At 56.5% G+C, this 14,352-nt stretch carries 11 protein-coding genes; 8 read left to right on the top strand and 3 right to left on the bottom strand.

The window, feature by feature from the left end; genetic code table 11:
- Positions 1–32 precede the first annotated feature (32 nt).
- From ACDI13_RS00500 to ACDI13_RS00470, 7 genes are all read left to right on the top strand, one after another.
- Positions 33–929 (top strand): ABC transporter permease, encoded by an 897-nt coding sequence (locus ACDI13_RS00500; RefSeq protein ID WP_094196861.1) that lies wholly within the window; start codon positions 33–35, stop codon positions 927–929.
- Positions 929–1,723, top strand: coding sequence for an ABC transporter ATP-binding protein (locus ACDI13_RS00495; protein WP_316988183.1), 795 nt, complete (start codon positions 929–931; stop codon positions 1,721–1,723). The genes ACDI13_RS00500 and ACDI13_RS00495 overlap by 1 nt, the downstream gene beginning before the upstream one ends.
- 307 nt (positions 1,724–2,030) lie before the next feature.
- Positions 2,031–3,269: an efflux RND transporter periplasmic adaptor subunit gene (locus ACDI13_RS00490; protein ID WP_316988184.1), complete on the top strand. Its 1,239-nt coding sequence runs from the start codon at positions 2,031–2,033 to the stop codon at positions 3,267–3,269.
- A 5-nt stretch (positions 3,270–3,274) separates the two neighbouring features.
- Positions 3,275–6,469 carry an efflux RND transporter permease subunit gene (locus tag ACDI13_RS00485; protein ID WP_316988185.1) on the top strand — a complete coding sequence of 1,065 codons (3,195 nt, stop codon included), beginning with the start codon at positions 3,275–3,277 and terminating at the stop codon, positions 6,467–6,469.
- On the top strand, positions 6,469–7,932 hold the full coding sequence (locus ACDI13_RS00480) for an efflux transporter outer membrane subunit (RefSeq protein WP_316988186.1): 1,464 nt from the start codon (positions 6,469–6,471) through the stop codon (positions 7,930–7,932). Before ACDI13_RS00485 ends, ACDI13_RS00480 begins: the two co-directional genes overlap by 1 nt.
- A 55-nt stretch (positions 7,933–7,987) precedes the next feature.
- Complete coding sequence (gene pdxJ / locus ACDI13_RS00475; RefSeq protein WP_316988187.1) at positions 7,988–8,725, top strand: pyridoxine 5'-phosphate synthase; 738 nt, start codon at positions 7,988–7,990, stop codon at positions 8,723–8,725.
- Positions 8,726–8,775: 50 nt separating this feature from the next.
- Complete coding sequence (locus ACDI13_RS00470; RefSeq protein WP_026483308.1) at positions 8,776–9,345, top strand: nitroreductase; 570 nt, start codon at positions 8,776–8,778, stop codon at positions 9,343–9,345.
- A 210-nt stretch (positions 9,346–9,555) separates the two neighbouring features.
- On the opposite strand, the gene ACDI13_RS00465 is transcribed toward ACDI13_RS00470, so the two are convergent.
- Positions 9,556–10,017 carry a MerR family transcriptional regulator gene (locus ACDI13_RS00465; protein WP_316988188.1) on the bottom strand — a complete coding sequence of 154 codons (462 nt, stop codon included), beginning with the start codon at positions 10,015–10,017 and terminating at the stop codon, positions 9,556–9,558.
- A 129-nt stretch (positions 10,018–10,146) separates the two neighbouring features.
- On the opposite strand from ACDI13_RS00465, the gene ACDI13_RS00460 reads away from it, so the two are divergent.
- Positions 10,147–11,532, top strand: a complete 1,386-nt coding sequence (locus ACDI13_RS00460; RefSeq protein WP_316988189.1) for a dihydrolipoyl dehydrogenase — start codon at positions 10,147–10,149, stop codon at positions 11,530–11,532.
- Positions 11,533–11,643: 111 nt separating this feature from the next.
- On the opposite strand, the gene ACDI13_RS00455 is transcribed toward ACDI13_RS00460, so the two are convergent.
- Positions 11,644–12,258, bottom strand: coding sequence for an SCO family protein (locus ACDI13_RS00455; protein WP_316988190.1), 615 nt, complete (start codon positions 12,256–12,258; stop codon positions 11,644–11,646).
- A 15-nt stretch (positions 12,259–12,273) separates the two neighbouring features.
- On the bottom strand, positions 12,274–14,346 hold the full coding sequence (locus ACDI13_RS00450) for a M3 family metallopeptidase (RefSeq protein WP_316988191.1): 2,073 nt from the start codon (positions 14,344–14,346) through the stop codon (positions 12,274–12,276).
- Between the last annotated feature and the right edge of the window lie 6 nt (positions 14,347–14,352).

The following is a 14,352-nucleotide window of genomic DNA, read 5'->3' as shown; positions in this document are numbered from 1 at the left end:
CTGTTTCTTTTGTATCCTAGACGTCCAACAATATGTCTATCTATTCAATGTGGGGGGCCCTGGAGATTGGTCTGATTTTCGGACTGGTTGCTCTGGGTGTTCTGATTTCCTTTCGCATCTTGCGATTCCCTGACCTGACGGTCGATGGCAGTTTTCCTTTGGGTGGGGCGGTTGCTGCCATCCTGATCAGCCAGGGCAATGATCCTTTCCTGGCAACCGTGGTGGCGACGTTTGCTGGCGCCATTGCCGGCACCATTACCGGCTGGTTGAATGTACGCCTGAAAATCATGGATCTGCTGGCCAGTATCCTGATGATGATCGCCTTGTATTCCATTAACCTGCGCATCATGGGTCGTCCCAATGTTCCTTTGATCATGGAACCGACGGTCTTCACGATTCTGCAGCCCGAAGCCATCGCTGACTATATTGCCCGTCCTTTGTTGTTGATTGGTTTGGTGATCATTGCCAAGCTGGCGCTGGACTGGTTTTTTGGTACGCAGACGGGTCTGGCCATGCGTGCTACTGGCGCCAATGCCCGTATGGCGCGTGCGCAAGGTGTGGCAACCGGCAATATGCTTTTGCTGGGCATGGCGATTTCCAACGCGCTGGTCGCCTTGGCGGGTGCCTTGTTTGCACAATCGCAGGGTGGGGCGGATATCTCTATGGGTATTGGGACCATCGTGATTGGTCTGGCTGCCGTGATTGTGGGTGAAAGCATCTTGCCCGCACGCAAACTGTTCTACGCCACCTTGGCCGTGGTGCTGGGTGCGATTCTGTACCGTTTCTTTATTGCATTGGCCCTGAATGCCGATGTGATTGGTCTGAAAGCACAAGACTTGAACCTGGTCACCGCTTTGTTGGTTACTGTGGCCTTGGTGATTCCATTGCTCAAGAAAAAGCGTGCTCGTAAACAGAAGGGGGCTCAGTAATGTTGGAAGCAAAAAATCTGTGCCTGACCTTTAACCCAGGTACGCCTATTGAAACCCGTGCTTTGCGCGGCTTGTCCCTGACCATTCCCGAAGGGCAGTTTGTGACCGTGATCGGTTCGAACGGCGCGGGCAAGTCCACCTTTCTGAATGCGATCTCGGGTGACCAGTCGGTCGACGAGGGACAAATCATGATCGACAACGTGGACGTGACGCGTCGTCCGGTCTGGGAACGCGCCAATTGGGTTGCCCGTGTGTTTCAGGATCCGATGGCCGGTACCTGTGAGGATCTGACCATTGAAGAAAATATGGCGCTGGCCACCTGCCGTGGCAGCCGCCGTGGTCTGAGCCGTGCCGTGCGTCACTCCATGCGTGCGGAGTTTGCAGAGCGTCTGGAAACGCTGGGCCTGGGTCTGGAAAACCGTCTGACAGACCGTATCGGTTTGTTGTCGGGTGGTCAACGTCAGGCGGTCAGTTTGTTGATGGCCGCCTTGCGTCCTTCCAAGATCTTGCTGCTGGATGAACATACCGCCGCATTGGATCCGCGTACGGCAGACTTTGTGTTGCAACTGACCAACCGTATTGTGCGCGAAGGTGGCCTGACCACCATGATGGTCACGCATAGTATGCGACAGGCTCTGGATGTGGGTGATCGAACCGTGATGCTGCATCAGGGCAAGGTCGTGCTGGATGTCAGCGGTGAGCAGCGCCAAGGCCTGGATGTACGCGATTTGCTGGAGATGTTCGAGAAGGTGCGGGGTGAAACACTGGCCGATGATAGTTTATTGCTAGGCTAGAAAGCACTATTCCGCATCTGGAAAACCGCGTCAACTCTAGGGGGTAAACGCGGTTTTTTTATATTAAAAAACCCCTAGGTATATGATAATACGTGTTCTTTTGGCGTAGGCGGACGACGGGGCAAGTGCAAGGGGGGAGCTGGCTAATCGTAGTCGCCAAACGATTGCAAGATCGAAATGCGTCTCATCGCAAATTTTCCTGTTTGATTTGGGCTTTTTCGACATATACTTTCTGCTTGTCCAAACCATACAATCCAGTCAGTTTAAGCGTTAAACTCCCATGCAACGCTTAGCTCAGGAGTTCTTCATGTCATTTAAAAGCTTGCTGGGTCGGCAGCCTTTGCGCATTGCTGCCTTCTCTTCCTTGGTTCTTCTGGCCGCGTGCGGTAATAAAGAGCCTCAAGCTCCGGCCGGCGGGATGAAGGTCCCGGTCAGCGTGATTACCGTCCAACCGACCTCTACCGAGTTGTTCTCCGAGCTGCCTGGACGAGTCGAAGCGATTAAAGATGCCCAAATTCGCGCCCGTGTTTCCGGGATCGTGGAAGAGATCAACTTTGAGCAGGGCGCTGATGTCAAACAAGACCAACTTTTGTTTACCATTGACCCGGCTCCGTATCGTGCCGTTCGCAATCAAGCGGCAGCCCAGTTGAAAAATGCTCAGGCTGAGGCACAAAGCGCCAGGCAATTGGCCCAGCGTTACGAGCGCCTGATCAAGGAAAATGCGGTTTCGCGTCAGGATTACGATAACGCCAAGGCCCGTGCGATGCAGGCCGATGCGGCGATTGCTGCTGCGCAAGCGACCTTGGAGAGCGCCAATATTGATTTAGGCTACACCAAGATTGTGTCGCCGGTGTCAGGTCGTATTGGCAAATCCTTCGTGACCGAAGGCGCATTGGTCTCGGCCACCAACGCCACACATATGGCAACGGTGCAGCAACTGGATCGCGTCTATATTGATGTGACCCGTTCCACGGCGGAGCTGACGCAGTTGCGTCGTGCCATGGCTGATGGCACCTTGAAGTCGGCTGGTGAGGCTCAGGCCAGAGCCAAAGTTGTGTTGGAAGATGGCTCTTTGTATGACCAGGACGGTGCGCTGCTGTTTAGCGGTGTCAGCGTCGATCCCTCCACTTCGCAAGTGACCTTGCGTGCCGTATTCCCCAACCCTGACGAGATCCTCTTGCCCGGCATGTACGTACGCGTTCGTCTGGAGCAGGGCGTGATTCCACAGGCCTTGCTGGTGCCCGCCCAGGCAGTTCAGTACACCTCGGATGGTGCTTCCAATATTTACGTGGTTCGTGAAGAGAAAGCCCAGTCCGTACCGGTCGTGTTGGGAGCTGAAAGCAATGGTCAGTATGTGGTCAACCAAGGCCTGCAAGCCGGTGACCAGATCATTGTCGAAGGCTTTCAGAAGATTCGTCCCGGTGCCCCTGTCCAGACGATGCCTTGGAAAGGTAACAAACCAGCCGCTGCGCCTGCCCCTGATGCGGCTCCCGCACAGGAACCGGCCGCTGTTGTTGAGCCAAACGAAGCCAAGCCTAGCGAGTAAGCAATATGCCTCAGTTTTTTATTGAAAGGCCCATTTTTGCGTGGGTCGTTGCCTTGGCGATCACGCTATTTGGCTTATTGGCCTTGCCCAATATGCCCGTAGCGCAGTATCCCGATGTGGCACCTCCTTCGGTCACCATCCGGGCGACTTACCCAGGTGCAACGGCGGAAGACGTTGCCAGCACGGTAGCCAGTGTGATCGAAGATCAACTGAACGGTGCCAAGGGCCTGCTGTACTACGAGTCCGTCAGTGATTCCTATGGCTCGACCGAAATCACCGCCACGTTCCGTCCTGGTACTGATCCTGATATGGCGCAGGTGGATGTCCAGAACCGTGTCAACAACATTACGGCCTCTTTGCCGACAGCCGTGATGGAGCAGGGACTGCACGTGGAGCAGTCCAGTACAGGCTTTCTGCAAGTGGTGACCTTGTCCTCTACGGACGGTAGCATGGATCAGACGGCGTTGGCTGACTACATCGTACGCAATATCAAGAACACGATTTCCCGTGTTCCTGGTGTGGCTCGCTTCCAGTTGTTTGCTGCTGGTCGTGCCATGCGTGTGTGGGTGGACCCTGCCAAGCTGGTTGGCTACCAGATGAGTCCTGCAGACGTGACCAATGCGATTCGTCAGCAAAACATGTTGGTGTCCGCAGGTATCCTGGGGGGGCCTCCTAATCAGGATAGCCAACGTGTAGCCGCGCCAATTACGGTTAATGGTCAGTTGGCAACCGTGGAAGAGTTTGAAAATATCATTCTGCGTTCGCAGCCTGATGGCTCGACCGTGCGTATCAAGGACGTGGCTCGTGTGGAGGTAGGGGCAGACAACTACCAGTTTGGTGCTCGTCTGAATAGCAAACCGACAGCGGCCTTTGCGATCTCCTTATTGCCTGAGGCGAACGCGCTGGATACGGCTGCGGCGATTAAAGCCGAAATGGAGAAGTTGGCCGAGTTCTTCCCGGAAAACATCCGCTACGACATTCCTTACGACACCTCGCCCTACGTGGACAAGTCCATCACCCAGGTGGTGTACACCTTGCTGGAAGCCATGGTGCTGGTGTTCATCGTGATGTATGTGTTCCTGCAAAACGTACGCTACACCCTGATCCCTGCATTGGTGGTGCCGGTGGCTATCCTGGGGGCGTTTGCGGTGATGCAGGTGATGGGCATGTCCGTGAACGTGCTGACCATGTTCGCCATGGTGCTGGCCATTGGTATTTTGGTGGACGATGCGATCGTGGTGGTGGAGAACGTCGAACGTATCATGGTCGAAGACGGGCTCTCGCCTAAAGAAGCCACCAAGAAAGCCATGCCGCAAATTAGTGGCGCTATTGTGGGTATTACGCTGGTGCTGTCAGCCGTGTTCTTGCCCCTGGCATTCATGGCCGGTTCGGTGGGTGTGATTTACCGTCAGTTCTCGGTGGCCATGGCCGTGTCGATTGCCTTCTCGGGCTTTCTGGCACTGACCTTTACGCCTGCTCTGTGCGCGACCTTGTTGAAACCGATTCCCAAGGGCCATCACGAAACCAAGCGTGGCTTCTTTGGCTGGTTCAACCGTGTCTTTACGCGTACCACCAACGGTTACGAAAGCTTTATTGGCAAGACCTTGCGTCGTGGCGGTCGGATGATGTTCATCTATCTGATCATGGTGCTGGTGCTGGGTTTCCTGTACATGCGTATGCCAACCGCGTTCTTGCCCGAGGAAGATCAGGGCTACGTGATTGCCAATATCGAACTGCCTGCCGGTTCGACGGCCAACCGTACGATTGAAACCATCTCCAAGGTCGAGGACTACTTCAAAGAACAGCCTCAGGTTGAAAACATCATTGCCGTGCAGGGCTTCAGCTTTAACGGTAGTGGTTTGAACTCGGCTATTGCCTTTGTGCCCTTGAAGGATTTCAACGAACGTAAAGGCGAGGAAAACTCGGCCCAAGCTATTTCCGGCAAGGCCATGGGCCAGTTGCTCTTCGGTTTGCCTGACTCCATGGTGATCGCGATTGTGCCTCCTGCTATTTCTGCTCTGGGTAACTCCTCGGGTATTGATATGCGTCTGGAAGATCGTGCTGGCTTGGGTCACGATGCCTTGATGGCCGCTGCGGATCAGTTGTTGGGGCTGGCCAAGCAAAGCCCAGTGTTTGATCCACAGAGCGTGCGCATCACAGGCTTGGGACCTGGCAAGCAGATTCGTCTGGAAATTGACCGTGACAAGGCGGCTGCCTTGGGGGTGAACTTCAGCGAGGCCTCTGCCCTGATCAGTGGCGCCCTGGGTTCGTCCTTCGTAGGTAAATTTACCAATCAGGGTCGTGTGCAAAATGTCTGGCTACAAGCTGATGCGCCTTACCGTATGACCATTGAGGATGTGCTCAAGCTGAATGCTCGCAACAATGAAGGCAAAATGGTTCCGTTGTCTGCCTTTGTGAGCCAGGAGACCGAACAAGGTCCGGTGCAGATCGTGCGCTACAACAGCTACGAGTCCGTTCGTATCAGTGGGGGGCCTGCTCCAGGCTATACCTCGGGTGAGGCCATGATCGAGATGGAAAACCTGATGAAGCAGTTGCCTAGCGGCTTTGGTGTGGACTGGACTGGCCTGTCCTACCAGGAACGTCAGGCGGCCGGTCAATCGGGTATCCTGATGGGCTTGGCTGTTCTGGTGGTGTTCATGCTGCTGGCTGCTTTGTATGAGAGCTGGGCGATTCCGCTGTCCGTGATGCTGGCTGTACCACTGGGTATGCTGGGTTCGGTCTTGCTGGTCTCTGGCTTGGGCATGCCTAATGACGTGTACTTCCAGGTGGGGCTCGTGACGGTAATCGGTCTGTCGGCCAAGAACGCGATTTTGATTGTGGAATTTGCCAAGGATGCCTACGCACGTGGAGCCACCTTGATTGATGCCACCTTGGAGGCCGCCCGCTTGCGTTTCCGTCCTATCTTGATGACTTCCTTCGCCTTTGTGCTGGGTGTGGTGCCTCTGGCTACCTCCACCGGTGCGGGTGCTGCCAGCCAGAACGCCGTGGGTCTGGGCGTGCTGGGCGGTATGTTGGCTGCAACGCCGTTGGCTGTCTTGATGGTGCCGACCTTCTTTGTCGTGATCCTCAAGCTCTTTAAAACCAAACCCCGTCTGTTTGGCGAAGCCGCCAAATTGCATGAGGAAGAACTGGCCAAGCAAGCTGCACAGCCGGCCGGTTCGCAAGGAGGACAGCACTGATGTCTAGTATGTTTTTACGTAGTCCCTTGGTGCTGGCTGTGGCGTTTGCCTTGTCGGCTTGCTCCTTGGCACCGAAGTACGAGCGTCCTGACTCTCCTGTGCCTGCACAATTCCCGCTGGCCCAGCAGGGCCAGGTGGATGCGGCACAGGTAGCGGATCTGGGTTGGCGCGAATTCTTTACCGATCCGCGTCTGCACGCCCTGATCGAGCAGGCCCTGGCAAACAATCGTGACTTGCGTATTGCCACCCAGCGCATCGAGGAAGCTCGGGCGCAGTATGGTGTGGCACGCAGTGACCAGTTGCCCAGCATCGGTGTGCAGGCGGCCCAGCAGGCCACCCATACACCGGCTGAATTACGTCCCGCTGGCCCAACCTCGGAGCCTGTGTCCCGTACGTATCAGGCCGGCGTTGGCATTACTGCTTTTGAGCTGGACTTCTTTGGTCGAGTGCGTGATCTGGCCCGTGCTGCTCGTGAACAGTACTTTGCCACCGAGCAGGCTCAGCGTACCGCCCACATCGCCTTGGTGGCGGGCACGGCTGAAGCCTACTTTAAAGTACGTGCTGCAGAAGAACTGCATGCTCTGATGAGCAACACCTTGCGTAGCCGGCAAGAGACATTGCGTCTGGTGCAGTCCTCTTATGATGCCGGTACGGTGTCCGCATTGGATTTGAATCAGGCCAAGGTGCAATACAACACCGTGCGTTCTGATATGCAGGCTGTTGAGCGTGATCGTCAGCGGGCGCTGAATGCCTTGCAGGTTTTGTTGGGACGTGAAATCCCCACAGATCTGCCAGCAGGCTTGCCCTTTACCCGTGCGCAACTGATGCCTAGCTTGCCCGTGGGGCTGTCGGCAGAACTGCTGGAGCGTCGTCCTGATATTCTGGCCGCCGAGCACGTTTTGCGTGGCTCCAACTACAGCATCGGTGCGGCACGCGCTGCCTTCTTTCCGCGTCTGAGCCTGACGGGCCTGCTGGGTTTCATGAGCCCCGAGCTGGGTGGTCTGTTCAGTTCGGGTAACCGTTACTGGCAGTTCCAGCCGCAAATCACCATGCCGCTGCTGTCGGGCAGCACCTGGGCCAATCTGGATTTGGCCGAGGCTCGTCGTGATATTGCGATCAGCCAGTACGAAAAAACCATTCAGGAAGCCTTCCGTGAAGTGGCTGATGCTCTGGCGGGCGAAGCCACCTATGGTCAGCAGATCGATGCCTTGCAAGAGGTTGATCAGGCTGCCAGCGAAAGCTTGCGTTTGGCCAAGCTGCGTTACGAAGTGGGTATAGACAGCTTCCTGCAGGTACAAACGGCGGAAGTCAGCCTGTACGGTACACGTCAAGCCTACATCCACACTGGCTTGGCATCTCTGATGAACCGGGTCGAGTTGTACAAGGCTTTGGGTGGCGGCTGGACAGCTGAAACCGTCAAGCCTGAAACAAAGACCCAGGCCACTGGGACAGCACCGGAGTAAACAGGCGATAATACGTCTGGTCATTCATCCCTGAAACTACGGAGGTCCTTGGGGAATGTTAGAACTGGGCGTCAATATCGATCATGTGGCGACGCTGCGCCAGCAGCGTCTGACCACATACCCTGATCCAATTCAGGCCGCTTTGCGAGCAGAAGAAGCCGGAGCGGACCTGATTACCTTACATCTGCGTGAAGACCGGCGTCATATTCAGGATGCCGACGTCGAGGCCCTGCGCCCCGTACTGCGTACCCGGATGAATCTGGAATGCGCCATCACCACCGAAATGCTGGACATTGCCTGCCGTATCAAACCGGACGATGTCTGCCTGGTTCCCGAACACCGTGCTGAACTGACGACCGAAGGTGGTCTGGATGTACTGGGCCGTCTGGACCAGGTCAAGGCCGCGGTGCAGCAATTGCAGGCCGCCGGTATTCGCGTCTCGTTGTTCATTGATGCCGACCCGGCGCAAATTCGCGCTGCCAGTGAAGTCGGCGCTACCGTGATTGAGCTGCACACTGGCGCCTATGCGGATGCTCAAACGCCTGAGCAGGCCGCCAGCGAACTGGAACGTATCCGTGCCGGTATTGCTCAAGGTGTGTCGCAAGGTCTGCGTGTGAATGCCGGTCACGGCCTGCACTACGGCAACGTACAAGCGATTGCCGCCTTGCCCGGGTTGACGGAGCTCAATATTGGTCACGCTATTGTTGCCCAGGCGGTCTTTGACGGCTGGGAAAAAGCCGTGCGCGACATGAAAGCCCTACTGGTACAAGCGGGCGCTCCTGCTCAATCCTGACTGAGCCCTGCCATCAGGGCAGGGCACGCTTAACTGATTCTGGAAGCACTATGAGTACTATTGATTCTTTATTGTCCCGTCGCTCCATCAAGCTGGTGCAAGGCCCCGGCCCGAACGAGCAGGAGCTGGATCTGATTTTGCGCGCGGCCATGGTCGCTCCTGACCATGGCCGTTTGCAGCCATGGCGCTTTTGCCTGATTCGTGGCGAAAACGTGCAGGCTTTGGGTGAACTGGCCATTGCCGCCAATGAGCGCGCTGGCAATCCCTTGACCGAGCAGAAAGCTGCCAGCGTCCGCGCCTGGCTGGCCAAAGTGCCCATGCTCATCGCCGTGGCCAGCCACATTGATCATGGCGAAGAAAAAATCCCTGAACTGGAACGTGTTTTGGCAACGGGCGCAGCCGTCAGCAATATGTTGCATGCGGCTCACCAGTTAGGCTTTGGTGCTTTCTGGAGCACTGGCCTGGGCACCTATGGTGAGGAAGTCCCGGAAGCCTTGGGCTTCGATTCCCTGGATTACCAGTTCCTGGGCTTTGTGTCGGTAGGTACGCCTATTCACAATCTGGGTCCTGCCCAGCGTCCTGAGCCACAAAAGTTTGTGACGGAGTGGCAGCCTGCCTAAGATTGTGCGATAGCTTGCATACGCCAAGTTCGCAGCCTTGTTTAAAAGGCCTGAGTCCGACGAGGAACTCAGGCCTTTTTTGTGTTTGTTCCGCCGTCAGGCATGGCTGATGCGATCATGATGGGTTGTTAAGGGAAGGATCTGTAGATTCTGTGTTTCACCTGCATCGTCATTTGTTGTGCCTTAAATGGCGCTAGGCGTTTGGGTGGCTTAAAACTTGCCCCTACTGGCGTTACGGTGGGCGGGATCATGTGAGTCTGCATTAGCCAAAGCGTCTGTATGACAGCATGCCCCCTCCAAACCATCCAGAATCGGACAATCAGGATGCTGGTTTCCCTGGCATTGTTCAGCCAGCACCCGCAGCTTGGCCGCCATGTCCAGTAAGAGGGCCGCGCGGCTTTCCAGATCCTTGATATGTGCCTGAGCCAGTTGCTTGACCTCGCTACTGGGGCGTTGCTGGTCGCGCCACAGGCTGGTCAGTTGCTGAATGTCCGCCAGATTGAAACCCAGGTCCTTGGCACGCACAATAAAATGCAAGGTATCCAGGTCCTGATCCTGATAGACGCGGTAGCCATTGGGGGCACGGTCACTATTCAAGAGTCCCAGATCTTCATAGTGCCGAATCATCTTGGGTGTCAGGCCGGTTAGGCGGGCCGCTTCACTAATCAGCATGGGCTTTCCTCGGGGCAGTGCAAGGGGACTGCGTTATGATTGAAAGAGTCAATTCTGTACATTGTAGAACGGGTGCTCGGGCAGGTCATCAGGCCCCTGATCGCCTTGGTATGGATTCAAGGAGCGGTTATGAAAGAAATTCAGTGTGATGTTGCCGTGATTGGAGCGGGGACAGCAGGCATGACAGCGTATCGTACGGCCAAACGCGCCGGTAAACGAACGCTGATGATTGAATCAGGCCCTTATGGCACCATGTGCGCGCGCGTTGGCTGCATGCCATCCAAGTTGTTGATCGCAGCGGCCGATGCTGCCCATCATGTTCGCCATACCGCTCCCTTTGGTGTTCACGTAGACGGCAATATCCGCGTTGAAGGCAAAGAGGTCATGGATCGCGTGCGTCGCGAGCGGGATCGTTTTGTACAGTTTGTGGTGGACGATGTGGAAGGCTTTGATGCTGAAGACAAAGTGCGTGGCCATGCCCGCTTTGTGTCCGAGCATGTGCTGGAAGTGGACGACCATACCCGTATCACTGCAGGACACGTGATTATTGCTACCGGTTCCACGCCGGTGCGCCCCAAGGAGCTGGAGCCGCTGGGGGCTTTGTTAATCAGTAACGAAGAGATTTTCGACTGGACGGATCTACCGGAAAGTGTGCTGGTCGTGGGCACCGGTGTCATTGGCCTGGAGCTGGGTCAGGCGCTGGCGCGTGTGGGCGTGAAGGTCTCTATCATCAACCGCAGCCAGAGTCTGGCGGGTCTTTCTGATCCCGAAGTGCGTGAAGCCGGACGAGCGATCTTTAGCCAGGAGCTGAACATTCGCGCTGATGTAGCCGTATTGGGTAGCGAAGTTGTCAATGGCAAGGCGCGCGTGCGTTTGCAGGTCAATGGCAAGGAGCTGGTTGAGGATTACGACTACGTGCTGGGAGCGGCAGGCCGCAAACCGCAGTTGGATAATCTGGGGCTGGAAAATACGCCGGCGCAATGGGATAGCAAAGGGCGGGTGGTGTTTGACCTGGATAGCTTACAACTGAAAGGCACTTCCATTTATCTGGCGGGTGATGTGAACCAGCGTGCGCCTATCTTGCACGAGGCCGCAGATGATGGTCGTCTGGCCGCTTTGCAGGCCGTCAGCAATGGCCAGGACAAGCCTATGGCGCGTCGTGCGCGCATGGCGGTGGTGTTTAGTGATCCGCAGGTGGCTGTCGTCGGTACGCCTTTTAAATCGTTGCCAGACGGGGCGGTGACAGGCAGCGTGAACTTTGGCAATCAGGGTCGTGCTCGCGTGATGCTGGTCAACCGTGGCTTGTTACACGTTTATGCGGACAAGGAGGGCAGGTTTTTGGGCGCCGAGATGGTGGGGCCTCAGGCTGAACATATTGCCCACTTGCTGGCCTGGTCCTTGCAGATGGGACTGACACTGGATCAGATGCTGGCCATGCCGTTCTATCATCCTGTCTTGGAAGAAGGTCTGCGTACGGCTTTGCGCCAGGCTCAGTCTGCCTTACGAGCCAAGTAGCTACTTTGGGTGCTTGTTGTGTTACCTATCACAATGCCCCGAAAAACAGGATCAGCATCCTGACTTTCGGGGCATTGTGTATTTATTTGATGAAGCCTTGCAGGGGCTGTTTTAGTGAAGCAGACTGCGCACCCCATCCGCCAGAACCTGCACTGATTCTGTATCGGGTGCCAGATACCGCGCTTTGCCTTGCTGATCGAAGATATACACGCCACGGCTGTGTGACACCTCGTAGTTCTCGGGTGCTGTGGGGTCGGGCTTTTCAATCTGGAATGCCACTCGATAACGACGAGCCAGGTCCGCTATCTGCTTTTCAGAGCCCGTCAGCCCCGTGGTGTGCTTGCCATCAAAGGCGGCGATATAACGGGCCAGGGAGTCGGGCGTATCGCGGTGGGGGTCCACACTGACAAAGATGATGCGTACCTGTTCGGCGTCGTTTCCCAGCGATTCCATAACCTGGCCCAATTGGGCCAGGGTGGTGGGGCAAATATCCGGGCAACTGGCATAGCCAAAGAACATCATGACGACGTTGTCTTTGAAGTCATCCTGGGTGACGGTTTTGGGGCCAGCGGCTTGTAGGGAAAAGCGTAGATCGGGCAGGAAGCCACGGACGGGATGCAGATTGGCAGCGGCAGCACTGCCCAGCAAGAACAGACCCAGCGCCAGTATCAGGCCACATTGTTTTAACAAGACAAGAATGGGCTTTACCGGGCTGCTGGGTATCATGGACGTCCTCTGGGTTCAGGCTGGCTCGGGAGTGAGCCCGCTGTGACGAAGCAGGGCAGTAATGGATGGGTCACGGCCACGGAAAGCACGGAAGGAGTCGGCCGCCGGGCGCTCGCCTCCTACAGACAGAATTTCGCGCCAGAAGCGATGGCCCGTATTGCTGTCCAGGGTATCACGCGCCCCATCCGAGTGGGTATAGGCTTTTTCCTCAAAGGCCGAGTAGGCATCAGCGGACAGGACTTCGGCCCATTTGTAGCTGTAGTATCCCGCGCCATAGCCACCCGCAAACAAGTGCGAGAACTGATGCGGAAAACGGTGCCACTCGGGCGGGAACAGCACGGCGACTTCCTGGCGTACCTGATCCAGAATCTCCATGACCGCATCAATGCTCATACCGCTGTCACGCGAGTGGATCAGCATGTCAAATAGGGAGAATTCCAGTTGACGCACCATTTGCATGCCACTTTGGAAATTGCGGGCCAGATTCAGCTTGTTGTAGAGCGCACGGGGCAGATGTTCGCCGGTTTCTACATGAGCGGTCAGCATCTGCACCACTGGCCATTCCCAGCAGAAATTTTCCATGAACTGCGAAGGTAGCTCGATGGCGTCCCATTCCACGGCGGAGAAGGCCGAGGCGGCGGGATCATCCACACGCGAGAGCAGGGTATGCAGGGCGTGGCCAGATTCGTGGAACAGAGTGATCACATCGTCGTGCGTGAGCAGGGCGGGGCGACCGGGCTGGGGTTCGGCAAAGTTGCACACCAGGTAGGCAATAGGCAGGCATAGCGCCTCACCCAGACGGCGACGGCTGCGTTCGCTATCCACCCAGGCGCCGCCTTGCTTGCCTTGGCGGGCGTGCAGGTCCATGTACAGATAGCCCAGAACCTTGCCATCCGAGGCAATGACTTCAAAAGGACGTACGGCTGGGTGCCAGACGGGGACGTCAGCGGCACGCAGGGTCACGTCAAACAAACGCTGGATGACTTTGAACAGGCCATTCAGAACGGCGGGTTCCGTAAAGTACTGTTTGACCTCGTCTTCCGAATAGGCGTAGCGCTGTTCGCGCAGGCGTTCGGCACTGAAAGGCACATCCCAGGCTTGCAGGGTTTCCAGGCCTAGCTCTTTCTGGGCAAAGGCTTGCAGCTCGTCCAGATCCTGGCGGGCGTAGGGGCGAGCCTTGATCGCCAGATCGCGCAAGAAGCTCATCACCTGTTCTGGGGTGTCGGCCATGCGGGTTTCCAGACGCATATGGGCGTAGCTGGCAAAACCCAACAGACCCGCTTCCTGGGCACGCAGGTCCAGTAAGGTTTCAATGGCCTGGGAGTTGTCAAATTGAGCATCGCCCTGATCGGAGGCGATGGTGGTGTAGGCCCGGTACATCAATTCACGCAAGGTCTGGTTGCGTGCATATTGCATGACAGGCAGGTAGCAAGGCATTTTCAGCGTCAGACGCCAGCCTGGCTGATCGTTTTCCTGGGCAGCGCGTTGGGCAGCAGCCAGAACGTCGTCCGGGATACCGTCCAGCTCGGCCTGATCGGTGACCAGGTAATGCCACTGATCAATGGCATCCAGTACATGCTCGGAGAATTGCTGTGAAGTCTGTGCCAGCTCTTCGGAAATACGGGCGTAGTCTTCACGCGCCTGACCTTCCAGTTGCACGCCGCTCAGGCGGAAATCGCGCAGGGCCAGAGTAATGATGCGTTGGCGCTGGGGCGTCAGGGCGGCAAAGGCCGGACTGTCGGCCAAAGCCTGATAACGCAGGAACAAAGGACGGTTCAAGCCCACCCAAGTCGAGAACTCGCTCATGCGCGGCAGGCACTGGTTGTACACCGTGCGCAGTTCGGGCGTATTGATGACCGAGTTCAGGTGACCGGCTACCGACCAGGCGCGATACAAGGTCTCGGTGGCGTCAGTGATGGGCTCGACGATGTTGTCCCAACTGGGTTCGCTATCGTCGTTGGAGACGGTGTCTACGGCTTGGCGGGCCAAGGCCAGCAGTTGGTCCACCGCCTGCTCGATATGCTCGGGCTGGATGGCGGGATAGTCAATAAGACTGTCGATAGGAACCAGTAAGGGATTTGTCGTCATAAACCG

Origin of the sequence: Alcaligenes faecalis (assembly GCF_041521385.1) — a bacterium.
In the GTDB taxonomy this organism is placed as follows: Bacteria; Pseudomonadota; Gammaproteobacteria; order Burkholderiales; family Burkholderiaceae_B; genus Alcaligenes; species Alcaligenes faecalis_E.
The sequence above is the reverse complement of the archived record's forward strand: the minus strand, read 5'-3'. Positions and strand labels throughout refer to the sequence as shown.

Bases quoted from the DNA above. Each gene is read 5' to 3' on its own strand.
- ACDI13_RS00500 (WP_094196861.1), top strand. From the start codon at position 33: ATGTCTATCTATTCAATGTGGGGGGCCCTGGAGATTGGTCTGATTTTC.
- ACDI13_RS00495 (WP_316988183.1), top strand. From the start codon at position 929: ATGTTGGAAGCAAAAAATCTGTGCCTGACCTTTAACCCAGGTACGCCT.
- ACDI13_RS00490 (WP_316988184.1), top strand. From the start codon at position 2,031: ATGTCATTTAAAAGCTTGCTGGGTCGGCAGCCTTTGCGCATTGCTGCC.
- ACDI13_RS00485 (WP_316988185.1), top strand. From the start codon at position 3,275: ATGCCTCAGTTTTTTATTGAAAGGCCCATTTTTGCGTGGGTCGTTGCC.
- ACDI13_RS00480 (WP_316988186.1), top strand. From the start codon at position 6,469: ATGTCTAGTATGTTTTTACGTAGTCCCTTGGTGCTGGCTGTGGCGTTT.
- pdxJ (WP_316988187.1), top strand. From the start codon at position 7,988: ATGTTAGAACTGGGCGTCAATATCGATCATGTGGCGACGCTGCGCCAG.
- ACDI13_RS00470 (WP_026483308.1), top strand. From the start codon at position 8,776: ATGAGTACTATTGATTCTTTATTGTCCCGTCGCTCCATCAAGCTGGTG.
- ACDI13_RS00465 (WP_316988188.1), bottom strand. From the start codon at position 10,017: ATGCTGATTAGTGAAGCGGCCCGCCTAACCGGCCTGACACCCAAGATG.
- ACDI13_RS00460 (WP_316988189.1), top strand. From the start codon at position 10,147: ATGAAAGAAATTCAGTGTGATGTTGCCGTGATTGGAGCGGGGACAGCA.
- ACDI13_RS00455 (WP_316988190.1), bottom strand. From the start codon at position 12,258: ATGATACCCAGCAGCCCGGTAAAGCCCATTCTTGTCTTGTTAAAACAA.
- ACDI13_RS00450 (WP_316988191.1), bottom strand. From the start codon at position 14,346: ATGACGACAAATCCCTTACTGGTTCCTATCGACAGTCTTATTGACTAT.